Origin of the sequence: Acinetobacter sp. ACNIH3, from assembly GCF_002918965.1 — a bacterium.
GTDB lineage: Bacteria > Pseudomonadota > Gammaproteobacteria > Pseudomonadales > Moraxellaceae > Acinetobacter > Acinetobacter schindleri.
In genome coordinates this window covers 103,274-128,248 of the sequence record NZ_PQLP01000002.1, presented here as the reverse complement: position 1 = coordinate 128,248, position 24,975 = coordinate 103,274, and the positions used below count along the sequence as shown (strand labels likewise).

General features: G+C 44.7%; 20 protein-coding genes and 1 riboswitch. Of the genes, 3 read left to right on the top strand and 17 right to left on the bottom strand.

Annotated elements, in window-relative coordinates; genetic code table 11:
* Positions 1-480 precede the first annotated feature (480 nt).
* Together C3420_RS02020 and C3420_RS02015 are read left to right on the top strand one after the other, a co-directional pair.
* On the top strand, positions 481-1,260 hold the full coding sequence (locus C3420_RS02020; protein ID WP_004813724.1) for a putative porin: 780 nt from the start codon (positions 481-483) through the stop codon (positions 1,258-1,260).
* Between the two features lie 158 nt (positions 1,261-1,418).
* On the top strand, positions 1,419-2,156 hold the full coding sequence (locus C3420_RS02015) for a putative porin (protein ID WP_048882248.1): 738 nt from the start codon (positions 1,419-1,421) through the stop codon (positions 2,154-2,156).
* A gap of 51 nt (positions 2,157-2,207) precedes the next feature.
* On the opposite strand, the gene recJ is transcribed toward C3420_RS02015, so the two are convergent.
* From recJ to C3420_RS01960, 10 genes are all read right to left on the bottom strand, one after another.
* On the bottom strand, positions 2,208-3,911 hold the full coding sequence (gene recJ / locus C3420_RS02010; protein WP_048882186.1) for a single-stranded-DNA-specific exonuclease RecJ: 1,704 nt from the start codon (positions 3,909-3,911) through the stop codon (positions 2,208-2,210).
* A complete protein-coding gene (gene pdxH / locus C3420_RS02005; RefSeq protein WP_048882185.1) occupies positions 3,912-4,568 on the bottom strand; it encodes a pyridoxamine 5'-phosphate oxidase in 657 nt (218 codons plus the stop codon).
* Positions 4,569-4,596: 28 nt separating this feature from the next.
* Entirely contained in the window at positions 4,597-5,928 is a 1,332-nt protein-coding gene (gene glmM, locus C3420_RS02000; RefSeq protein ID WP_048882184.1) for a phosphoglucosamine mutase, read from the bottom strand.
* A gap of 123 nt (positions 5,929-6,051) precedes the next feature.
* Entirely contained in the window at positions 6,052-7,518 is a 1,467-nt protein-coding gene (gene guaB / locus C3420_RS01995) for an IMP dehydrogenase (RefSeq protein ID WP_048882183.1), read from the bottom strand.
* Between the two features lie 358 nt (positions 7,519-7,876).
* Positions 7,877-8,242 carry a YkgJ family cysteine cluster protein gene (locus C3420_RS01990; RefSeq protein ID WP_081405855.1) on the bottom strand — a complete coding sequence of 122 codons (366 nt, stop codon included), beginning with the start codon at positions 8,240-8,242 and terminating at the stop codon, positions 7,877-7,879.
* Positions 8,243-8,336: 94 nt separating this feature from the next.
* Positions 8,337-9,134: an MBL fold metallo-hydrolase gene (locus C3420_RS01985; protein WP_048882181.1), complete on the bottom strand. Its 798-nt coding sequence runs from the start codon at positions 9,132-9,134 to the stop codon at positions 8,337-8,339.
* A 183-nt stretch (positions 9,135-9,317) separates the two neighbouring features.
* Positions 9,318-9,893, bottom strand: a complete 576-nt coding sequence (locus tag C3420_RS01980; protein WP_071320162.1) for a TMEM165/GDT1 family protein — start codon at positions 9,891-9,893, stop codon at positions 9,318-9,320.
* 72 nt (positions 9,894-9,965) lie between these two features.
* Positions 9,966-10,108, bottom strand: a riboswitch (yybP-ykoY riboswitch).
* A gap of 88 nt (positions 10,109-10,196) precedes the next feature.
* Positions 10,197-12,227, bottom strand: coding sequence for a 2-oxo acid dehydrogenase subunit E2 (locus tag C3420_RS01970; protein WP_103799763.1), 2,031 nt, complete (start codon positions 12,225-12,227; stop codon positions 10,197-10,199).
* A 2-nt stretch (positions 12,228-12,229) separates the two neighbouring features.
* Complete coding sequence (aceE, locus tag C3420_RS01965; protein WP_004813745.1) at positions 12,230-14,932, bottom strand: pyruvate dehydrogenase (acetyl-transferring), homodimeric type; 2,703 nt, start codon at positions 14,930-14,932, stop codon at positions 12,230-12,232.
* 331 nt (positions 14,933-15,263) lie between these two features.
* The gene (locus C3420_RS01960; protein WP_004813747.1) at positions 15,264-15,962 is read right to left on the bottom strand and encodes a M23 family metallopeptidase; all 699 of its coding nucleotides are present in this window, start codon (positions 15,960-15,962) and stop codon (positions 15,264-15,266) included.
* A 108-nt stretch (positions 15,963-16,070) separates the two neighbouring features.
* Between C3420_RS01960 and C3420_RS01955 the strand changes: the two genes are divergently transcribed.
* Complete coding sequence (locus tag C3420_RS01955; RefSeq protein ID WP_008305747.1) at positions 16,071-16,511, top strand: DciA family protein; 441 nt, start codon at positions 16,071-16,073, stop codon at positions 16,509-16,511.
* 98 nt (positions 16,512-16,609) lie between these two features.
* Here the strand turns inward: C3420_RS01955 and lpxC are convergent, their stop codons facing one another.
* The 7 genes from lpxC to murG all read right to left on the bottom strand — a co-directional run bounded on the left by lpxC (position 16,610) and on the right by murG (position 24,718).
* The gene (gene lpxC, locus C3420_RS01950; protein WP_004813751.1) at positions 16,610-17,512 is read right to left on the bottom strand and encodes a UDP-3-O-acyl-N-acetylglucosamine deacetylase; all 903 of its coding nucleotides are present in this window, start codon (positions 17,510-17,512) and stop codon (positions 16,610-16,612) included.
* Positions 17,513-17,638: 126 nt separating this feature from the next.
* The gene (gene ftsZ / locus C3420_RS01945) at positions 17,639-18,826 is read right to left on the bottom strand and encodes a cell division protein FtsZ (RefSeq protein WP_071320158.1); all 1,188 of its coding nucleotides are present in this window, start codon (positions 18,824-18,826) and stop codon (positions 17,639-17,641) included.
* Between the two features lie 160 nt (positions 18,827-18,986).
* Positions 18,987-20,249, bottom strand: coding sequence for a cell division protein FtsA (gene ftsA, locus C3420_RS01940; RefSeq protein ID WP_076752893.1), 1,263 nt, complete (start codon positions 20,247-20,249; stop codon positions 18,987-18,989).
* Positions 20,250-20,315: 66 nt separating this feature from the next.
* A complete protein-coding gene (locus tag C3420_RS01935) occupies positions 20,316-21,170 on the bottom strand; it encodes a cell division protein FtsQ/DivIB (RefSeq protein ID WP_004813757.1) in 855 nt (284 codons plus the stop codon).
* 3 nt (positions 21,171-21,173) lie between these two features.
* A complete protein-coding gene (locus tag C3420_RS01930) occupies positions 21,174-22,103 on the bottom strand; it encodes a D-alanine--D-alanine ligase (protein ID WP_076752892.1) in 930 nt (309 codons plus the stop codon).
* 56 nt (positions 22,104-22,159) lie between these two features.
* Positions 22,160-23,608, bottom strand: coding sequence for a UDP-N-acetylmuramate--L-alanine ligase (gene murC / locus C3420_RS01925; RefSeq protein WP_004890776.1), 1,449 nt, complete (start codon positions 23,606-23,608; stop codon positions 22,160-22,162).
* A 12-nt stretch (positions 23,609-23,620) separates the two neighbouring features.
* A complete protein-coding gene (gene murG, locus C3420_RS01920) occupies positions 23,621-24,718 on the bottom strand; it encodes an undecaprenyldiphospho-muramoylpentapeptide beta-N-acetylglucosaminyltransferase (protein ID WP_103799764.1) in 1,098 nt (365 codons plus the stop codon).
* Between the last annotated feature and the right edge of the window lie 257 nt (positions 24,719-24,975).

Below are 24,975 nucleotides of genomic sequence, written 5' to 3'. Positions count from 1 at the left end.
TCTCTCAATCAATAAGGCATAAATTTTTAGCAGGCAATTATATCACAGTCCTTTCCCGCAGTTTGAACAGGACATCTGTATGATTTCTGCCTGCCATAAATATTTATTTCAATAATTCAACTCAATCAATTTAGCAGTGTTGATTCATCTTCATATAGAGAGAAAATGCATTCAAAATGAATTTTATTAACGAAAAATTTCTAATTTTTTAAAACTCAACCAGTCTATTTAATCATAAATTTTCTGATTATTTATTAATCAAAATCTCTAAAATTCACAATCTTTACATAGTTTTAATAAAACAAAACATTGTTTTTTTATTTATATTTCAATGAATTAAAATCATAAAATTACACAAAATTACTGAATTGACATTAATGTAACTTTCCCTTGATTGACGATCTGTCGATTTGGGCTAGACTGAAACTGTAACAAAAAATTTATTAAATCCCAGCCAATATTTCAGAGGGGAGTATCCGCATGAAAAAATTAGCAATCGCTTCAGCACTAATTTCAGCCGTAGCTTTTACGGGTACCGCAGCACATGCTTATCAAGCAGAAATTGGTGCATCAGCAGGCTTAACAGATCCGGACAACGGTAGTTCAAGCGGCTCTTTCGGTGTAGATGGCACTTACTACTTTAATCCTGTACAAACGCGTAATTCACCATTAGCCGAAGCTGCTTTCCTTGATCGTGCAAGTAATGTGAAAGCTGAATACCAATATGATGAAATTGGTGATGCTGAAGCACATCGTTACGGTGTCGGTGCAGAATACTTTGTACCGAATTCAGACTTCTATCTAGGTGGTAAGGTGAGTGGTCATGACTTGCAAGACAATGATGACTTCGATAATGACCTAACGACTTATGCTGCAGAAGTGGGTTACCTTCCAGCACCAGGCTTATTGATTGCTGCTGGTGTGAAAGGATGGGATAACGACCGTGATGACGGTGTAGATCCAACACTTCGTGCAAAATATGTGACTACCTTAAGCAACGGTAAAGACATTAACCTTGAAGCTGGTGCCGCTTTTGGTGATCTCGATGAGTACAACCTGAAAGCTGACTACTTTATCGATAAAACTTTAAGCGTTGGTGCTGACTATCAGAACAATGACCTTATCGACCGTAGTGAATTTGGTGTGAGTGCACGTAAATTCATCAACCAGCAAGTTAGCCTTGAAGGCCGTGTAGGCTTTGGTGAAGCAGGTAATAATGACTACAACAAATTTGGTGTAGCTGCAAAATACCGCTTCTAATCTAAGTTAGACATAGCTTTAATAAAAAAGCCCTTCTTCGGAGGGGCTTTTTAATGCACCAAAATAAGACCAATGGTCTTGACCATAAGAATAAAAAACATACAATTTGTTACAAGTATAAAATTTCAAGTTTTATCAATAACAACCGAGACTTTTACATGTTAAAAAAAATTGTACTTGTAACTGCCCTGCTGGGTACATTTGGTTTGAGCCATGCTTATCAGACTGAAGTAGGTGGCACTATTGAGATCCTAGACCGCGACCAAGGTGGTTCAGATGTAGGTTTTTCGATTGATGGCACTCATTACTTCAGCCCAGTTCAAATCAAAAATTACCCTTTAAACGAAGCTGCATTCTTAAATCGCGCGAGCAATATAAATGGTGCTTTAAGTTATGTAGATGACTCAGAGATTTTTGGGATTCAAGCAGGTATTAAATACTTTGTTCCAAATTCAGATTTTTACTTGAGTGGTAGTCTTTCTCATTTTGATAATGATTTTGGGGATTTAACCAGTTATAGCGCTGAAGCAGGCTACTTACCAGTTCCTGGTTTATTAGTTGCTTTAGGACTTATCGGCATTTCTGAAGATGACGCAGATGATGAAATTGATCCAACGTTACGTGCGAAATATGTAACTCAAGTTGGAACTTATGATATGAATTTTGAAGCTGGTGCCAGTTTCGGTGACATCGATGCGTATAATCTGGGAGCTGATTTATATCTAGATAAAACCTTTAGTGTAGGTATTGGATATACTGATTCTGACTTAGAAGGTACTGACGTATTTAGTATACGTGCTAAAAAATTCTTTTCTCAGCAATTTAGTTTAGAAGGTGGTATTACTTTTGGTGACAATGCTGACATCTTCGGTGTACGTGGTGCCTATCGCTTCTAATTAAATATTACAGAGTATAAAAAAACCGCTCAAAAGAGCGGTTTTTTTTATTTACTGTTCCAGATGTGCAATCCGCATCTGCAAACTGACATTTCCATTGAAGATATTTTTATCCAGTTCATAGACCAGACGTACACTGTCCTGCATTGGGTCAAACTGATATTTACTGGCTGCATTAAAAGCAATCGCATCCACCACCTGTCCATTTTCCAACGCCACTCGCAGCTTCAGATGTACCTCTTTAAGCCAGCGATAATCCAATACTTTAAATATGCCTTCAAATATAGGTTGTGGAAATTTCTGTCCCCATGGGCTCAGATTATGCAAAAGATCTACTGTATCAATCTGAAATGCAGAGGCTGGCAACTCACCATCAGTCCATAACGTTGCAGTAAACAGACTTTCATCCATACTGCCAATTAACTGTTCAAAGGTCTGCTTAAATTCAGCAAAATGTGCTTTTTTAATGGTCAGTCCTGCTGCTGCTGCATGCCCACCAAAGTGACTGACAATATGTGGATTTTGTTCAGCCACCCGCTCAATCGCATCACGGATATGAATCCCCTCAATTGAACGTGCAGAACCCTTGATATGAATGCCATCTGCATCTGCAGCAAAAACAATACTTGGACGATGAAACTGTTCTTTTAAACGTCCAGCGACAATTCCAATCACGCCTTGATGCCAATGCTGTTCAAACATGATCAGGGCAGCTGGCAGCTCTGTTTCATCCAGCTGGATTTTTTCCAGTTCAGCCAGCGCCTCCTGCTTGATCTTGCCTTCGACCTGACGGCGCTCGACATTGAGCTGATTCAGCTGTTCTGCGAGTGGATAAGCAGTTGCCAGATCTTTAGCGAGCAGACATTCAATCCCGATATCCATGGTTTCCATACGTCCAGCCGCATTAATGCGCGGACCGAGTACAAAACCGAGATCTTGGGCTTTTAACGTTGCTGCATCCCGCCCTGCGATTTCCAGCAGTGCACTAATCCCTGGACGGCATAAGTGCTGCTGAATCCGCTTCAGTCCAGCATCAACCAGAATGCGGTTGTTATAGTCCAGGCTAGCTACATCTGCATAGGTTCCCAGTGCCACCAGATCCAGATAATTGGTGATTACTGTAGAAGACTTACCAAGCTTCTTACGATGGGTAGATAGATTGGCTAATACATAGAAAGCCACGCCTACCCCAGCCAGTGCCTTGCTTGGAAATTCACAACCGAGCTGATTTGGATTGACCACCGCTTCAGCAGCAGGTGTCGGTTTGGTGGTAAGATGGTGATCAGTGATGATCACTTGCATACCATGATCTTGTGCCTGTTTTACCCCGTCATGACTGGAAATACCATTATCCACAGTAATGAGTAGATCAGGGGTAAAACTGGCAAATGCCAGATCAGCAATTGCCGGCGTTAAGCCATAGCCATATTTAAAACGGTCGGGGACCAGATAATCAACATCCGCTCCCATATCACGCAGTGCCAGCAGCATTAATGCGGTACTGGTGGCACCATCGGCATCATAATCACCGACAATCACGATTTTCTGACCTGCATCAATCGCTGCATCGATCAGCTGAATGGCTTCCGGCAAGCCTTTCATGCTCGGTGCCAACAGATGCTTGAGTTTCAGCTCCAGCTCCTGCTGCGATTCCACTCCACGGCGTGCCAGAATCTCTGCAATAAAAGACGGTACGTCCTGAAAAGATTCAGGACGGGTCAGTAAAGGGCGCTGCTTGATTTCAAGTTTTGGCATTTATGGCATCAGTCGCTGCAATGTCCAGGCATCGTCATTCTTGGTATAACTCAGACGATCATGCAAACGATTTGGACGTCCTTGCCAGAATTCATAATAATCAGGTACTAAACGGTAACCACCCCAGAATTCTGGCTTATCAAGCTGTTCCTGGTTCGCCATCGTATCATGATAGTCCCAGAAACGCTGCTGCAGCTCATCACGACTGGCAATCACACCACTCTGGGGCGTACTGACATGCGCAGCAATCTGACTGTCACGTGGACGCTTATGATAATAATCTGTGGATTCTTCTTCAGAGATTTTAACTACACGCCCAGAAACACGGATTTGTCGTTCCTGCTCCTGCCAGTAAAATAGCAGCTCAGCATAAGGATTTACCTCAAGATCCATCCCTTTCTGGCTATCATAATTGGTATAGAAAGCATAGCCATCTGGAGTCGCCCCACGTAGCAAGACTGTGCGTACATGCGGACGACCTTGCGCATTTGCCGTAGCCAGTGACATGGCATAAGGCTCATGCAATTGCGCTGCCAGGGCATGGTTAAACCAGAGCAAAAACTGTTCATGTGGATCCAGTTTAACCTGATCCTCAAGCAGCTCGCCTTTCTGATAATTCAGGCGTAGTTCACTCAGATCTTTAATTAAATCAGTCATTCCATCTCTCTATAATCAGTCAGCAAGTTTAGGCAGCATTGGCACGTATAGCATCTGCCAATGAATGGGCCAGTGTAGTGACTTCATCCAGGTCTTCGCCTTCCACCATAACACGAATAACCGGCTCAGTACCTGACTTACGAATCAGCAAGCGGCCACGGCCTTTCAGCTGTTGTTCTGCTTTTTCAAATTCAGCAGCAAGCGCAGGGACGGCGTACGGATCAAACATGGCATCCAGACGTACATTGACCAATACGTTCGGTAACAAGCGGAAATCAGCTACCAGTTCATGCAGGGCTTTCTTCTGCTCGACCATCACTGTCAATACTTGTAGCGCAGCAATAATGGCATCACCCGTGGTGCTCTTGTCTAATGTCAGGATATGACCGGATGGCTCACCGCCAGTGACCCATCCCTTTTGCTCCAGACCTTGTAATACATAACGGTCACCCACCTTGGCACGCAAGAATGAGACTTGGGCTTTTTCTACAGCCAGTTCCAGCGCCATATTACTCATGAGTGTGCCTACAATTCCTGCTGGCTTATTTTTGGCCTGAGTCGCAAGGATATACAGAATATGGTCACCAGTAATCTGCTCACCGTTTTTGTCGACCATAATGACACGGTCAGCATCTCCATCAAAGGCAATCCCAAGATCAGCCTGATATTCAACGACTGCTTTTTGCAGATTCTCAGGATGTGTTGAGCCACAGTCTTTATTGATATTGAGACCATCAGGATCATCAAACATTGCAATAACTTTTGCGCCCAATTCACGGAACACTGCAGGACCCACGTTATAGGCTGCCCCATTGGCACAATCCACTACAATCGTTAAATCATTCAGATCTAAATGATATGGGAAAGTCGATTTACAGAATTCGATATAACGACCATTAGCATCTTTGACACGGAAACTTTTACCCAGGTTCGCCGTATCTTCAATACTTATTTCTTTTTCGAGCTCCTGATTAATTTCATCTTGTAAGGCATCCGGTAGTTTCTTGCCTTCACTAGAGAAAAATTTAATCCCGTTATCAAAATACGGATTATGAGAAGCTGAAATAACAATACCCAGACTGGCATGCAGTGCACGGGTCAAATGGGCAATTGCAGGAGTCGGTAATGGACCCAGTAAATGTACATAAACACCTGCCGCATTAAGGCCCGCCTGCAAGGCAGATTCCAAAATATAGCCTGATAAACGGGTATCTTTCCCCATCACCACCAGCGGTTTATTTTTCTTGCTATGTCGCTTGAGTACCTTCCCTGCTGCAAAGCCTAATTTAAGTGCAAATTCAGGGGTAATCGGCAATACGCCAAACTTGCCACGAATACCATCGGTACCAAAATAACTCATTGTTGTCTCTCTTCTTAGTGGATGAATTACACCATCCATTTTTACAATGAGCAACACTTTACACCAAAATAAAAAAGCCGTCATTGCTATGACGGCTTTTTTCGAATGAGTGCAGAAAGGAAATTAGCCAACGCGATAGTTTGGCGCTTCCTTGGTAATCGTCACGTCATGTACGTGAGATTCAGACATACCTGCAGAAGTGATTTTCACAAACTTCGCATTTTGACGAAGATCTTCAATCACTGCAGAACCGGTATAACCCATAGATGAACGCAGACCGCCCATCATCTGATGCACAATGTTACCCATTGGGCCTTTATAAGGTACACGGCCTTCAATGCCTTCTGGAACCAGTTTCTCGGCACCTGCTTTAGAATCCTGGAAATAACGGTCTGCAGAACCTGTTGCTCCAGCCATCGCACCTAATGAGCCCATACCACGGTAAGCTTTATAGTAACGACCCTGGAAGAACTCAACTTCACCTGGTGCTTCTTCGGTGCCAGCCAACAGTGAACCCACCATGATGGTGCTTGCACCAGCGCCAATCGCTTTTGCCATATCGCCAGAGAAACGGATACCACCATCAGCAATCAATGGAATCTGTTCTTTCAATGCATTCGCAACTGAATCGATTGCAGAGATTTGTGGCATACCAATACCCGCAACAATACGCGTCGTACAGATGGAGCCAGGACCGATACCCACTTTAACAGCATCTGCACCAGCATCCAGAAGTGCAAGTGCAGCATCACCCGTCGCAATATTACCGCCAATCACCTGAACTTGTGGGAAATTCTGTTTTACCCAACGTACACGTTCAATCACACCAGCAGAGTGACCATGTGCAGTATCGACGACAATCACGTCTACACCAGCTTCAACCAATGCTTCAACACGGCTTGGTGTTTCTGCACCCGTACCAACCGCAGCACCCACGCGTAGGCGACCCAGGTCATCTTTACAGCTGTTTGGATAGCTTTCAGCTTTGCGGAAATCTGTAACCGTGATCAAACCTTTCAGTTCTTGCTGTTCATTTACAACCAGAACTTTTTCGATACGGTGTTTTTGCAGTAAGGCCTGGATGTTTTCTTTCGACTCACCTTCACGAACTGTGACCAGACGCTCCTGACCTGTCATGATGTTGCTGACTGGCTGTTCAAGATTGGTTTCAAAGCGTGTATCACGACCTGTCACGATACCAACCACTTTGCCATCTTTAACAACAGGTACACCGCTAATATTGTTTGCCTGAGTTAAGGCAATCAACTCACGAACGGTAGTTTCTGGGGTAACAATGATTGGATCTTTCACCATACCCGCTTCGAATTTCTTCACACGACGTACTTCAGCAGCCTGTGCAGCAATATCCATGTTCTTGTGCAGAATACCGATACCACCATTTTGCGCCATTGCAATCGCCATACGGGATTCAGTCACCGTATCCATAGCTGCAGACACAAGAGGAATATTCAGGTTAATGCCGCGAGTCAGGCGTGTCTTTAGAGAGACATCTTTTGGGAGAACAGTAGAGTAGGCAGGGAGTAATAGGACATCATCGAAGGTTAACGCGTCTTGAACGATGGTCAACATAACAGTCTCACTGGTAATTTCCGTGCGCCATTATAAACAAATTTAGCTCTAAATTTCATTGCAATTGCAAAATTTATTTTGTCGAAATCTGGACTTAGATCTAATTTAACTGGCTAAATTTATAAATTCGACTATTCAATCAACAGTTTAAATATTCCAGCTTGGCAAGAAGAATAATTAAGCTTACAAAATCATTTATACACTTCTTCTTTTCCACAGATAGTGAGATAAAAAACAGATCATGGAAAAATAATCATTTGCCTGCAACATGGCAGATTCGAGGCTCACTCATACCAACACCTATACCCAATAAAAAAGCAGAGCCTAAGCCCTGCTTTTGTAAATCTTGCATGCAGATTTAGCTGACGCGTTCAAAGTTATTGTCATTCCCAGCTTCATCCCGATCGATCTGGATGAATGGAATCATATTATGGGCAATGCGGGCTTTATTACACTGCGCATCTGCAACCTGTACTTCCTTACATGAAGTACTGCGTAGCTCATACATACCACAACTGACCTGCTCACCAATCGTACCTTGTAATGCAATACAGCGCGGATTTTTCTGATTGGTCCCGGCCATACACGAATACACCGATGTAACAGGTTCCGTATAGTGCTCTGGCATAGGAATGCCCTCTGCCCAGTAAAACGACACCCTGAAATGGGCGCAACATGCGCCACAACTTAAACATGCATCCTGTGTTGGAACTTGAGACAACATTTTTTATAAATTCTCGTCATCAAAAAGATTTTTTGGAATCCGAAAATATAAAAAATGTTGTTTTTTCACTCAAGTATTTTTTTAATTTTTCCTGTTATTCCGGACAGGTAAATACCGTTTCATCCATTAAGTCAGTGCCACATTCCAGGGTTTCAATCCAGTCCAGAAACAGATTAATCTGCTCTTTGCCCACAAACGGTGTACCGTGCTGTGGCACGATCATTTCTACATCCATGGTACGTACCATTTGCACCCAGAGACGGATCACCTTGTTATTACACATATAACGCTGGTGAAAACCCTTCATTTTCGGGATATGCGCCGCAAAGTTTTCCAGTGGACGCGAAGCGTCTTCGACCATAGACGCGCCCATATCGCCTGAAAACAGGATTTTTGCAATCGGGTCATAGAATTGGAAATTACCGACTGAATGCAGAAAATGAGCAGGAATTGCCACAATATTGGAATTGCCTAGTTTGATAATCTGGCCATGATCCGGCAGCTCCACCAGACGATCTAACCAGTTACCTTTCATGCGGTCACTCATAAAGGCCGAGTTCAGGTGCGGCAAGAAACGTGCCCAGAGCTTGGACGCGACCACTTTGGCATCGGTATAGACTAACCAGCGCGGCATCGAAGTGATAATGTCCGGATCCTGATGCGAGGCCATGACATAGTCCAGATTGGCCAGACGGGTATACTTGTTCAGTTCCATGGTGAGCGGCACATAAGTCAGGTCACCCCCCGGATCCAGTACTGCCGCACGGTTATTATCAATAATTAAAAACTGGTTGGCCTGAACGCCTTCACCTTTTACCAGGCTGGTAAAACTAATGCACTTGTGGATGCCATCATCGAATAAAACCTGTGATGTGGTACGTTCAAAAGCCATAACTTTCCCCAATTTTATACATTTAAAAATGATTTTTGTGTTGTTGTTAACATATAAGTATTCAGAGAAACTTACAATAAATAAAAATGTCTATATAGCCTTATTTATCAGCATTTTGATAGCTATTTCACAATAAAAAATCCCGAGTTTTTAGCTCAGGATTTAATATATTATTCTTATGAATTAGAAATAATAATGTTTGAGCAAGGTACCAATACCAATCAACAAGAAGATCAACGCACCAATTTTGTGAATCAAGGCGATTGGCAGGCGGTTTGCCAGCTTATCCCCAATAAAAACTGCCGGTGCATTGGCAATCATCATACCTATTGTGGTTCCCAGCATTACCCAAAGCACACTGTCAAAACGTGCTGCCAGGGCTACAGTTGCAACTTGGGTTTTGTCACCAATTTCTGCCAGGAAGAATAGGATAAAGGTCGCACCAAACACCCCCAATTTTTGCCATTTATTGATGCTAGAAGATTCATCACCAAGTTCATCCGGAATCAGCATCCAGATCGCCATTGCAATAAATCCAATTGAAACAACCCATAACAACACATCTGGACTCATTACCGTGGTAATCCACTGACCCAATACCGCAGACAAACCGTGGTTGATCAAGGTCGCTAGCAAGATCGCAACAAGAATAGGAACAGGCTTTCTGAATCGCGCGGCAAGCAGCAAGGCAAGCAATTGGGTCTTATCGCCCATTTCGGCAAGTGCTACGACGGCAGTTGAAAGAAGGAATTCGTACATGTGTCTTTCTCTGGCTGGCATGTGCTACCGATGACTTACCCTTCCCGCCAGCCAAAATCTGCAGAATGGTAAATCAAAGGTCTTGCCAACAAAAGAAAGCTTCAAGAAGCTCATTTGGTTCTTTGCTATGATGACCATGTCCGCTTCAGGACAAATATGTTGACCATCACCCTTTCGCTTTGCGCAAAAGGCGGCTACTCCCCAATGAAGTAAGCTCATTATAATCAAGAGCATCCATATTTACAAATCGTAATATAAAAAAACCCTGCCGGAGCAGGGTTTTTCTATTAAAGCATTAATGCATTAGATCAATAGGCTACGAATATCTTTTAACAATTTGCTTAACTTATTGGTGAAGCGTGCCGCATCTGCACCATTAATCACACGATGATCGTATGACAAGGATAATGGAAGCATTAAGCGTGGATCAAAGCCCTCACCATTCCAAACCGGTTGCATGGTCGCAGGTGAAATACCTAGGATTGCAACTTGTGGCCAGTTCACAAGTGGGGTAAACGCTGTACCACCAATTGCTCCAAGACTTGAAATCGTGAAATTCGCACCTTGCAGATCTTTCGGCGAAAGTTTCTTATCACGTGCTTTTTGACCCAGTTCACCCAATTCTTTCGAAATTTGCTTAATGGATTTTTGATCTGGATTACGCAGTACAGGAACCGTCAAACCATCTGGTGTTGCGACTGCAATCCCCATATGGATTTCGTTACGCAACAGGACTGACTTACCGTCATCTGACAAATGACCTGCAAATTCACGCTCTTCTTTCAGCAGGTGTGCTACTGCCTTGATAATGAATGACATAATAGTCAGGCTTAGGCCTTCTTTCTTAAAGTTGCCTTTCAGCTCATTACGCCATGCTTCAAGTTCAGTAATATCGGCCAAGTCGAACTGTGTCACTTGCGGGATGTAATTATTGAGAGACAACTGCGGAATAGAAACCTGCTGCAAACGCGTCAAGGCTTTCTCTTCCACGCCACCAAATGCATCAAAGCTTGGTAGTTTTGGCAAGCCTGCGGGTGCAGCCGCGGCTGGCGCAACTGCAGCAGGTGCCGGTGCAGTCAGACGTGTTTTCACATATGCAAACAGATCTTCTTTCATCAGGCGCGCATGCGGACCAGATGCTTTGACTTCAGCAAGTACCACACCCAGCTCACGTGCAAGCTTACGAACTGCGGGACCGGCATAGACTTTGGCATTGGCAGCGTTCTGCTCTTTGGTGAGCTTGTCTGCATTTTGCGTTTCAGGTGCAGCAGCAGTCTCAGCTTTTGGCGCTGCAGCTGGTACAGGTACAGCTTTAGCTACTGACACTTCTGCTTTTGGAGCCGGAGCTGTCGCAGGTGCTGACTGCCCTGCAGCTTCAATCGTAATCAGTGCAATGCCTTCAGAAACGTTCTGGCCGAGCTCGACATGAATTGACTTGATCACACCTGCAGTCGTGCTTGGCACTTCGACAGTCGCCTTATCCGATTCCACCACGATGATACTTTGGTCTTTCTCAACCTTGTCACCGACCTGTACCAGAATTTCTGCTACAGCAGCTTTGTCGACACCCAAGTCAGGTACTTTCACTTCCACATCACCCGCAGGCGCTGCGGGTGCTTGTGTAACTGTTTCAGCTTTGGCTTCAGGTGCTGCTGGTGCAGAAGCTTGTTCAGCCGACTCAGGAGCTGATTGCTGAACCGGTGCTGAAGCCGCAGTTTTCACGGTCAGGATAACCACACCTTCTTTAACGGTATCGCCTTCCTTAATTTGAATAGCTTCTACTGTGCCATCGATGGTGCTTGGAACTTCAACAGTCGCTTTATCGGACTCTACGACCACGATGCTTTGATCAACCGTGATTTCATCACCGACCTGTACCAGAATTTCACCTACCAGTGCTTTTTCTACACCGATATCTGGCACTTTCACTTCAACAGTTGCAGATGCAGCGCTATTAGCAGCAGGTGTCTGGCTTTGTTTAGTCGCAGTGCCCGGCTGATGTGAAGCCACTTCCTGGAGAATTTCATCATCAGGTAATGAAGTCGGCGTATTTTCTGAAGTTTTATCAGACACATCAGCTTGCTGGGTTTCTACAGCATTGGCATCATCTTCAGCCTCTAATTCAATGAGTACTGCACCTTCAGATACTTCATCACCCTGATTAACCAGAATGCTTTTTACCACGCCTGCTGAAGTGCTAGGCACTTCAACAGAGGCTTTGTCAGATTCCAGCAGTACAATGCTTTCATCGATGGCAATGGTATCACCCACTTTCACCAGAATTTCAGCAACTGTTGCCTTATCTACACCAATATCAGGAGTCGTAATTTGCATGATTAGTTCTCCTCCTTGTAGTCAGCAACAGCGTGTAGTTCAGGCGTTGCTTGTGGTGCCCATGCAACTGGACGGTCGGTATCCAGCTCAAAGCTAGAAATCGCATCTTTCACTAAACGCGCATCTACTTCACCTTCGTCAGCCAGTTTCTTCAATGTAGCAACCACAATATGAGCAGCATCTACACCGAAGTAGCTACGAAGTTTGGCACGTGTATCGGAACGGCCATAACCATCAGTACCCAATGCAACGAATGGGCGGTTGTCTGGAAGGTAGGCACGGATTTGCTCACTATACGCACGCATATGGTCTGTTGCAGAAACTACAATACCATTTGTGCCACGTAATTGCTGAGCAACCCAAGACTCTTTCACTTCTTCAGCTAATGGATGTAAACGGTTGTACTCTTCACACGCCATACCATCACGTGCCAGCTCGTTGAAACTAGTTACGCTGTATACGTTTGAATGGATTTGATATTCTTCACGCAGGATCTTCGCAGCTTTGATCACTTCACGCAGAATCACACCTGAACCAAGCAACTGGACAGTCGCTTTCTCGTCTTCTTCCAGCAGATACATACCACGTTTGATGCCTTCTTCAACACCTTGTGGCATTGCAGGATGCTCGTAGTTTTCGTTCATTACGGTTAAGTAGTAGAACACACGCTCTTGATTCACGTACATACGCTTCAAGCCATCGTGAACAATCACGGCAAGCTCATAACCAAAGCAAGGATCATAAGAAATACAGTTTGGAATCGTATTCGCAAGAATATGCGAATGGCCATCCTGGTGCTGTAAGCCTTCACCATTCAATGTAGTACGACCCGCTGTTGCACCCAGCAAGAAGCCTTGTGCTTGCGCATCACCTGCCGCCCATGCAATGTCACCAATACGCTGGAAACCGAACATAGAGTAGTACATGTACATTGGAATCATTGGCAGGTTATTGGTTGAATAACTGGTTGCCAACGCAGCCCAAGCACTCATCGCACCCGCTTCATTAATCCCTTCTTGAAGCATGTGACCGTCTTTTGCTTCACGGTAATGCATCAATTGTTCCTGATCTTCAGGCGTGTATTTTTGACCATGTGCAGCATAAATGCCCAGCTGACGGAACATACCTTCCAGACCAAATGTACGCGCTTCATCTGGAACGATTGGAACCACGCGGTCTTTGATGGCTTTTTCTTTCAATAATGAAGAAATTAAACGAACCATCACCATGGTGGTTGATTGTTGCTTACCGTTAGAACCTGCAAGTACTGCGTCAAATACCGACAGTTCAGGAATCGCAAGCTGTTCGCTCTCCTTACGACGTGCAGGCAGGTAACCACCGAGCGCCTCACGACGTGCCTTCATATATTTCAATTCAGGCGAATTTTCGCTTGGACGGTAGAATGGAACTTCTTCTAACTGCTCATCAGTAAATGGCAAGTTGAAACGGTTACGTACATATTTCAACGACTCAAGCTGCATTTTCTTGATTTGGTGAGTCTTATTCACCGCTTCAATTTCTTCAGACAGGCCATAGCCTTTCACTGTTTTCGCCAAGATAACGGTTGGCTGACCTGTGGATTTCATTGCTTCTGCATAGGCTGCATATACTTTGAATGGATCGTGACCACCGCGGTTCAAGTTATCGATGTCTTCATCACTTAAACCTTTAACCAGCTCTTCAGCTTCTGGGTATTTACCAAAGAAGTGCGCACGTGTATAAGCACCACCTTTTACTTGATAACGTTGGTAATCGCCGTCTACCGCTTCTTCCATAATCGCTTTTAGAGCGCCAGTTTCATCTTTGGCAAGCAATGGATCCCAATGACGGCCCCAAACGACTTTAATGACGCGCCAGCCTGCACCACGGAATAGCGACTCAAGTTCCTGGATGATCTTGCCGTTACCACGTACCGGGCCATCAAGACGCTGCAGGTTACAGTTGACCACCCAAATCAAGTTATCTAACTTTTCACGGCCAGCCAGAGAGATTGCACCGGTACTTTCTGGTTCATCCATCTCACCATCGCCCAGGTAAGCCCAGACTTTACGATCTTCTTCCTTGATCAAGCCACGGTTCATCAAATACTTTTGAATGTGTGCCTGGTAGATCGACATAATCGGACCCAGACCCATCGATACAGTCGGGAATTGCCAGTAATCCGGCATCAAATATGGATGTGGATAAGAAGGTAAGCCAACGCCATCTACTTCACGACGAAAGTTATTTAAATGGTCTTCCGTTAAACGGCCTTCCAGAAATGAACGTGCATAGATACCCGGAGCACAGTGACCTTGATAATAGATCATGTCACCGCCGAAGTTGTCGCTATTGGCACGGAAGAAGTGGTTAAAGCCTACATCATATAATGTTGCGGATGATGCAAAACTGGCCAAGTGGCCACCTAGATCATCGCCAGTTTTGTTCGCGCGAAGAACCATCGCCAGTGCATTCCAGCGGATCAACGCACGAATACGGCGCTCCATGTCCTGGTCACCCGGCATAGGTGGTTGTTCTTCAACAGAAATCGTGTTTAAGTAAGGAGTATTTAAACGCTGAATGGGAACATGCTTAGCAATCGCGCGCTGATAAAGTTTCTCTAATAAGAAAGCTGCACGCTCAGTGCCCATGTGTTGCAAAACAGAGTCAAAAGCGTCTTGCCATTCTTGAGTTTCTTGCGCGTCTGTATCGCCATAAAACGCCATAATCTACTGTTCCTAAAGATCTACATTAATCGTTTATATGTATCATATTTAGGGCAGTGACAGGTATCGCCCACGCTGAATGCGCGAATGCCAGGGTATTTAGCAGCTAAATACCTATTGATCATTTATTACACAAAGATACAAATCTGAGTCAGTAAAGAATCAAAATTATACATTGCTCATATTTTTTAGTGATAAATTAAGACCTGAAAGCAATAAATCTCCAGTTTCTCTCATTTTAGAAAGAGACCAGAGATTTATTACTTTTAAATATGGATGTGCTTTTTCTGTAGGTGTTATGTACAGGGTAGCTTAAATGACCTGACAGGCCTTATGGCAGCATGGCAAGATAAGTTGAAGGATTCTTACGCTGACCGTCTTTTACTACTTCATAGTGTAAATGCGGGCCTGTACAGCGACCTGTACATCCTACGTTGGCAATGTGCTCACCTGCTTCTACGCGATCACCCACACGTGCAATCAGACGTGAAGCATGTGCATAACGAGTTAGGTAACCATTACCGTGATTAATTTCCACGTATTGGCCGTAACCTGTACCCCAACCTGACTTGGTCACAATACCAGGCCCCGTCGCATAGATCGGTGTACCGCTTGGTGCAGACATATCCAGACCAGAATGGTTTTCAGCGCGACCATTCATGGTACGCCCACCAAAGTCAGAGCTGACACGTTTCAGGTTTGGCAGAGGATGTGCAACTAACCAGGAATATGGAGAAGATGAAAAACTTGAAGAAGATTTAGATGTAGACTTAGAAGCGCCGTATTTTTTCTCAATCGTTGCATTGTTGAGCTCAACTGGCTTCTCACGGAGCTGAACGCTTAATTTGGTTTCAGCAGGGATATAAACATCATCTGATTGTGTATAAGCGCCCTGTGCTAAAGTCCGTGTAAGCTGCTCAAGACGATCGACGGATCCACTTTCCTGATTTAGATCCACTAAATCTGCGAATGCTACAGAAGCAGCTGAACTCGCCAGGGAAAATGCCAACAAAATACGTCGCAAATGCATAAAAAACCTCTCTAAAACTGTTTTAATCGAGTTCCTTGGGTGATCTCTTCCTTGATATCTACCGAAAAGAGCGCATAAGATTAAGGCATAATCATGTAGGAATGATGTATGTCTGAACCTGTCAACGTTTTTCAACAAACAAGAAAACACATAAAAACAGGAAACTTCTCGTTTCTCTCATCACAAGTTGCTGCATGGCAGAAACTTACAAAACTCATTCAACCTTTGTTGCCCCAACCGGAACAGTGGCAGGTTGCCTGCTATCAAAATGGTGTGTTAACGCTTACTGGTGAAAACCAGGCCATGATTTCTCAATTGGCCTACTTACAGAAGCAATACGTTTCACAACTCTCTCAAATTAGCGAATTAAAGGACTTAACCAAACTGCAAGTGTGTTTACGAAATCCATCCAAAACACCTTTGATTACAGAAAAATCCGAAAGAACCTTAAGTCCAGAAACACAGGATATGCTCCGTAGTGCTGCTGACTTTATAAGCGACCCTAAGCTTAGCCAAGCTTTACTACGTTTGGCAAGCAATAAAAAATAACATACAAATCAAATCATGTTAATTTACAATGTAAATTGCGAGAACCAGTTCTCATTCTACATTGTTATAATATAACATGCACACTAAAAGACAATAACTTATGTCACATTCACATAAGGAATTGGACAAGTTTCAATGTCATCAAATGTTACAATTTCATAGCTATCCGGATCACTGCTGACATTACGCAAAAGCTGGTTATTTAAGGCATGGCCTGACTTGTAACCGTCGAATTTAGCGATAATCTGGTGACCCATCAGATATAAGTCACCGACAGCGTCCAAAATCTTGTGACGCACAAATTCATCTGAAAAACGTAGCCCTTCTTCATTGACTACCCCAGTTTCATCCACGCCAATTGCGTTTTCCAGACTTGCACCAAGAGCCAGATTATTGGCTTTGAGATAGTCCAGATCTTTCATAAAACCAAAGGTACGCGCTTCACTGACTTCATATACAAAGGTTTCAGTAGAGAAGTCAATGGTGGCAGACTGGTATTCTTTCTTGAAAGCAGGATGGTCAAAGTCGATGGTGAAGTTAAGCTGAAAGCCTTCATGTGGGCTAAAAGCCGCACGCTTATCATCAATAAGCGCTTCTACAGGTTTGATGATTTTAATAAATTTCTTTGGTGCCTGCAGTTCCTGAAGTCCACCCTGCATCAGCAGATAGATAAATGGCCCGGCACTACCGTCCATGATGGGCACTTCAGAAGCTGATACTTCAATAATCAGGTTATCGATGCCTAGACCGGCAATAGCACTCATGACATGCTCAATGGTACCCACTTTGGCATTTTCCTGAACCAGATTCGAGCACATGAAGGCTTCCTGGATCAGCATGGCATTGGCAGGAATGTCAACTGGTGGATTCAGATCGATGCGTCGAAATACAATTCCCCCATCGGCATGGTGTGGCACGAAGTTAATCATGACTTTCTGCCCACTATGAAGACCGATGCCGCTCGCTTTCACGACACGTTTCAGGGTACGCTGTTTCAACATGCTTTTATCATCTGTTCATCAACAAAACCGCTATACGTTAGCATATTTAGCCATTGATAAAAAACAAAAAGGTGGTCTTACAGCCACCTTTTCTGTTGAATCATCGTAAACACATATTGTTACATATTACTTACGTTGTTGATTTTTAAGATAATCCTGAATACTCATTGGCGTTGGACGTGGGCTTGAAACAGAGGCAGCTGGCGTCGCTGCCGCACCTGTACCAGTTTGTTGACGCTGAATCGCTGGCACATCATCTTCATCTACTGCAGCCGGGGCTGTTACAGGACGTGACTGCTGTACATTGGTACGTTTCGCAGGCTCAGCAGCATCTGCCGAGTTACGGGTCAGACCTGTTGCGATTACAGTTACGCTAATTTCATCACGCGCATCTGGATCGAATACGGTACCGTAGAAGACTTGACCTTCATCCAGGTCCACGATCTGGTTCACAACATCGGTAATTTCTTCAATTTCACCAAAGGTTACATCATCACCACCAGTCACGTTAATCAGGATACCTTTGGCATTCATGATAGTGACATTATCCAGCAATGGGCTGCGAATTGCCTGTTCAGCTGCCTGACGTGCACGGTTTTCACCACGACCAAGACCAACACCCATCATGGCATAACCACGTGTGCTCATCGCTGTTTTCAGATCGGCGAAGTCAAGGTTGATATGACCTGGACGTACCACAAGATCAAAGATACTGCGTACTGCATTTAACAGAACGTCATCTGCCTTCTTGTAAGCATCTTTCATCGAGATGTCACGGAATACTTTCAGCAGGCGCTGGTTTGGAATGATGATCAGGGAATCCACGTGCTGCTCCAGGGCTTGAATACCTTTCTCAGCGGACTGTAAACGGCGTTTACCTTCAAAGTTGAATGGCGTAGTCACGACACCAACTGTCAGGATGCCCATTTCTTTAGCAATTTCTGCAACTACTGGTGCTGCACCGGTACCTGTACCGCCGCCCATACCGGCAGTCACGAACACCATATCTGTGCCTTCAAGATGCTGGCGGATCAGTTCACGGCTTTCTTCTGCTGCCGCTTGACCGACTTGTGGATTTGCACCTGCACCTAGACCACGGGTACTTTGTTCGCCTAACTGAATTTTAAATTCAGCTTCCATGCGATCCAGTGCCTGTTTGTCAGTATTGGCACAGACAAATTTTACACCCTGGATGTCTGATTGCAGCATATGCTGTACAGCATTACCACCTGCACCCCCTACACCAAACACAGTGAAACGGGCTTGACCAATGCTATCGTCTTGATCGTCTTCAAAAAATTCAAATGAGGCCATGACCTATAAAATTCCTAATTTAGTACTGGCAGTCACTAAGCCCGTATACTGCCCTGATCTTAATAAAAAATTGTTTTTAAGAATGCTGCTCCACAACTCAGTTGTCAAGTGCAGGCATTTTTTACTACAACTTCTCAACAATATTCACAATAAATGTCGACTAAAAAATTGACTTTAATGTTTCATTAAAGCCTGACCAAGCACGTTTAACGCGCTGAGTCACCGACAGTCTTTCATTTTCTTCCGATTCTACGATAGTTTCCTGCGCGTCACTCTGGCTGAACATCAGCAGACCTGCAGCTGTAGCGTACTGCGAACGACGCAGCGCTGCCTGATGTGCTTCATCTGCATGTACTGGTGCTGGAGGATTACCCAAATGCGCCGATATACCCAAAGTGCGGCGTACATAGCTGACCATACCTTCAATATGGCTGGCATCACCCGTTAATACCACACCATGGTACAGCCCCTGCATTGCACCACTGTTTTCCAGTTCATCACGCACCAAGCCCAGAATTTCACTATAACGGGCAATAATAATCTCAGTCAGTTCAATCCGGCTAATGGTCTGCGGACCATCAATACCTTGGAACTGAATCATATGGTCCGGTTTTACCACTTTCAGATCGACACAACCATATAACAGCTTAATACGTTCAGCTTCTTCAGTGGTAGTCTGTAACACGGCTGCGATATCACGTGTTACATGTTCCCCACCACGCTGAATGGTATGGGTCAATGCCAGACGACCATCCAGATAAACTGCAAGATTTGTGGTTCCGGCACCGATGTCGACCAGACATACGCCATATTCTTTTTCATCTTTCAGCAAGCTGGCTTCAGCAGTGGCCAGACATGATACCACCATTCGTTCTACACCAATATTGGCACCTTTCAGGGCACGGTCAATATTCTGCATGGTGCTAATTGGCAACATCATTAAATGATAATGTCCGGTCATGCTGTGCGCCGACATACGGATCGGATTCAATACCCATTCCGGTGCATCATCCAGCTCGAAACCTAGTGGAACTGCGCTGACCAGATAATGATCTGAGGTCTGATGACTGGCTTTGGCCAGTTCAAGCGCGCGCACCACCTCACTGGTGGTAATTGTATGTTCTGCATTGTCAACTGAAGTGCGGCCTGAAGCATAAAAGCTTTTCAGCTCCGCACTTGGAATTGAAATCCAGGCTGAATGTACACGGCATTCCGCCATGTCTTCCGCTTCTTGAACGGCATTTTTTATTGCGGTAATGACTTTATCGAGACTTACAATTTTCCCTTTATTCATGCCTCGGTTACGAGCAGTCGCCATCCCAATGACCTGGATATTGTCTGGCGCATGTACCTTACCAATCAAAACTGAAACTTTGTGCGTCCCAATGTCAATCGCAACAACTGAGGGAACAGCTTCATTCATTATTCGTTACTACCATTACCTGTGTTTAATTTATGGCACTAAGCCTCTATTTTTCAAAGCCGAACATTATGGCTTTACTGTAACGCCGTTCTCAACGCCGGTGTCATTATTCGTTACAATAAAATGACCATTTTGTATCTTTGGTGGAACTGCATTCTTCCACTGAATCGCAAGCCCATTTCTATAGCGCAGATCAATTGAAGAAATTCTAGACCAAACTGGCTTCAAATCGCTATAGGAAAGATGGCTAAGACGTTGCAGCTTGCTCATGGTTTGATCCTGATCCACAATCACGCGTAATCCCGAATCAAACTGCATAAACCATGTCATGCGCTCTGTTAGATATAATTCTTTTAAACGAATGCCATGCGGTGCGAACAGCTGATTAATTTCGTTATAGCGGCGCATCATGGTTTTGGCCTGGCTGGCAGGACCATGCAGTAACGGCAATTCAGGATAACTGCGAGGAAGTACTTCAGTAAAAATTTTTCCGCTATCACTGAGCAGACGTCCAGTGCCCCAACGTGCAATTGCATGGTGCGGCATTACCCGTACCCGAATTGCATTCGGCCAGGCACGTGATACCACAACACGATCTACCCAAGATAATTCTAGAGTTTTATCACGGACTGATCTTAAATCCGAGGTAAAATAATTTTCGGTAATAATTGGCGATACATGTTGCAGGATCTGACGTTCTTCTGCCGCCGAACGAGAACCAATCACCTCAAGCTCTGCTACCTGGGCATCGGTCATCACACGATAGAATCCCAGTATTCCTGCAGCAAGTACTACAAACGCCACACACAGCAGTAACCAACCACCTAGATTGGCCATTTTTTCTTTTCGTGTGGGCGGCTTGTCGTGAATTGATGTAATCGCAGCACGTTTGCGGCGCATGGATGCAGGAAGTTGAGCCATATCTTAGTGAGCCACACCGTTCAGGGTTTGTTCCAGAATCGCCACACATAGCGCTTCAAAAGTATAGCCTACTGCTGCTGCCGCTTTTGGCACCAAAGAATGACTGGTCATGCCTGGCACCGTGTTCACTTCAAGTAGCCAGAACTTACCGTCCTGATCCTGCATGGCATCAATACGGCCCCAACCGCTAGCACCTACTGCCTGAAAAGCCCGTAAAGCCAAGGCTTGCAGTTCTTTTTCTTCTGTTTCGCTTAGACCGCATGGAATGCCGTACTGTACATCATTACGGTTATATTTGGCTTCATAGTCGTAGAAAGCCACATCTTCTGGTGGTTGCAAACGAATTACCGGAAGTGCCTGACCATTTAACAAAACAATAGTGAATTCACGACCGGTAATCCATTTCTCTGCCATCACAATGGCATCATGTTCAGTCGCTTTCGCAATGGCAGTGGCAAAGTCTTCGATTTTCTCAACCTTGCTCATACCAATGCTTGAGCCTTCATGCACTGGCTTGATAATCAGTGGCAAGCCGAGTGCTGCAACGATTTCTTCAGCATTCGAATCTTTGGTCACAATACGGTAAGGTGCTGTTGGCAGTTCTGAACCTTGCCAAACCTGCTTGGTTTTAACCTTGTCCATACCAATCGCTGAACCCTGTACGCCTGTACCGGTATAAGGAATATTCAGCCATTCCAGTGCACCTTGAATCTGGCCATCTTCACCACCACGACCATGCAGCACAATGAAAGCACGATCATAAGCCGTCAGCTCCGTGATGCTACGCTCCTGAGGATCGAAGCCTTCTGCGTTCACCCCAGAACGCAGCAATGCCTCAAGCACTGCCGTACCACTGTCTAGCGAAACCTCACGCTCTGCAGATTTACCACCAAGCAATACGGCAACTTTTCCGAATTTTGAAGCATTTGACACGTTTATATCCTTAAACTTTTAAATCTGGTCAATTCTATCTAAGCCACACACGGCGACTACTTTACATATAGATGATTCTGAGCAAGTTCAATTGAAATTGCACCTACATTACCGGCACCCTGAGTCAGCAGCAGGTCATTTGCTTGTAGCACATTTTTCATGACATTGCTGAGGTTTCCTTCAACCGGATCAACCAGAATCGGCTCTACCTCACCACGCAGACGAATACTGCGTGCCAGAGCACGGCTATCTGCACCAACGATTGGTTTCTCCCCTGCTGAATAAACTTCTAGTAATAACAACTGATCTACCGTGGACAATACATCGACAAAGTCTTCAAAACAGTCACGGGTACGGCTAAAACGGTGCGGCTGGAACATCATTACCAGACGACGATCTGGATGGCTGGCACGTGCCGCCTTGATGGTTGCTTCAACTTCTTTAGGATGGTGACCATAGTCATCCACCAGCTTCACATCACCGCCTTCAAGCTCGAACTGACCTTGTACCTGGAAGCGACGACCAACACCGCTAAAGCTTTCCAAGGCACGGCAAATCGCAGCGTCAGAAACACCTTCATCAGTCGCAATACCAATTGCTGCCAGTGAATTCAGAATATTATGTGCACCCGGCATATTGATCGTAACACGCAGCGGCTCACGATCTTTACGCAATACCGTAAAGTGCGACTGCATGCCATCCTGTTCAATATCAACCGCACGAATGTCATTGTCTTCATTGAAACCATAGGTAAGGAGTGGGCGACCGATCCGCGGCATAATTTCGCGTATATTGGCATCATCACCACATACCACGGCTAGTCCGTAGAACGGAAGTTTTTGCAGGAACTGAACAAAAGTATCTTTCAGCACGTCAAAGCTGCCGCCATAAGTATCCATATGATCAGCATCGATATTGGTGACAATCGTCGCCATTGGTTGCAGGTGCAGGAAAGAGGCATCTGATTCATCTGCTTCTGCCACGATATAACGACTGGCACCCAATGCAGCATTCACACCCGTACGATTCAGCAAGCCACCGATCACATAGGTGGGATCAAGATTTTCTTCGGCCAACATACAAGTCACCAGACTAGTGGTTGTCGTTTTACCGTGAGTACCTGCTACTGCAATACCGTGACGGTAGCGCATCAATTCACCCAGCATTTCAGCACGGCGAACCACTGGAATACGCTTTTCAATCGCAGTCTTAATTTCCGGATTTTCAGGATCAATGGCGGTTGAAACCACAATGACATTGGCACCCTGAATATTTTCAGCGGCATGACCGATGTACACCTTAATTCCGTTTTCTTCCAGCTGAGCCGTGGTTTTGGACGCTTTAATATCTGAACCAGAGACTTTATAACCCTGGTTTTTCAATACTTCAGCAATACCACACATGCCAGCACCGCCGATCCCCACAAAATGAATGTGTTTGATACGGCGCATTTCTGGCACTTTGATTAATTTTTTCGCTTGGTCAGCTGGAGTTGATGGAGACATAATTTACTCGGTTTACAATTCTTGAATTAAACGAACCACGTGTTGGGTTGCATCTGGTTGAGCCTGCTGGCGTGCTTTTACAGCCATCTCCATAAGAAGCTGGCGATTCAGCATCGGTTCCAGCAGCGCTTTTAAACTGTCTGGGGTCATTGTGGCCTGCGGGCAGATTTTTGCTGCGCCAAGATTTGCCAGGAATCGGGCATTGGCGGTCTGGTGATCATCTACCGCACTTGGTAATGGCACAAAGATTGCGGCCACGCCTGCTGTGGCAATTTCAGTTACGGTCAACGCACCGGCACGGCAGATAATTAAGTCCGCATCGCTATAGGCCTGTGCCATATCTTCAATAAATGGCTGTACTTCAACATTTAAAGTTGCAGGTGCATCAGCATAACGGGCACGCGTCGCATCTGCATGATTTTGACCACACTGATGATAAACATTCAATGGGACATTCAGCTGTTTTAAGGCTTCGGGCACACGTTCATTGAGTGCCTGTGCCCCCAGTGAACCCCCGACAATTAAAATACGCAGTGGCTGGCCAGCTTTTTCCCGTTCCTGATAACGCCAGGACGGATTGAAAATTTCAGTAATTTCTTTACGTACCGGATTGCCTGTAGTGACAATTTTATCCTGGGCCGGAAAAGTATTCGGAAATGCCTGACAGACTTTTTTGGCAATACGGGACAACTGGGTATTGGTAAAACCGGCTACAGCATTTTGCTCATGAATAACCACGGGAATGCCCAGCATTCGCGCTGCCAGACCACCCGGACCGGCGACATAGCCACCAAAACCGGCGACAGCATCCACCTTCAGCTGTTTCATATACTTCATGGCGCTAAGAGTGGCTTTTAGAATTTTAAACGGTGCCGCCAATTTACGCACGACACCATTGCCGCGGACACCTTGAATATCAATCTGATAAATTGGAATATTATGGTTTTTTAAGAGTCGGTTTTCCATGCCTGCCGGCGTTGCCAACCAGGACACTTCGATCCCCTGCTGTTCTAAGTCTTTTGCAACGGCTAACGCTGGAAATACATGTCCACCGGTACCTGCGGCCATCATCATGACATGTTTAGGCTGTTTTTGCTGAGCGTCGGTCACGGTCTAATTCTTCAATTCTAAAATATAAACAGGATGTGTAATTTAAGTCGTCAATTGTAATCACAATCGCTAAGCCATGAAAGTTTATTTACTTTATTTCAACGAGCGTTTCATTGTTTTTTTTCACACGATTTTAAAGTTTAAACTGTATTTATAATCAGGTCTGCATTTTTATTCAATTTTCAGAAAAAAACCGGATTTTATTAATTGATTTCAATGATTTCTTTTTTATGAATATAAAATAGATTTTATCGCAG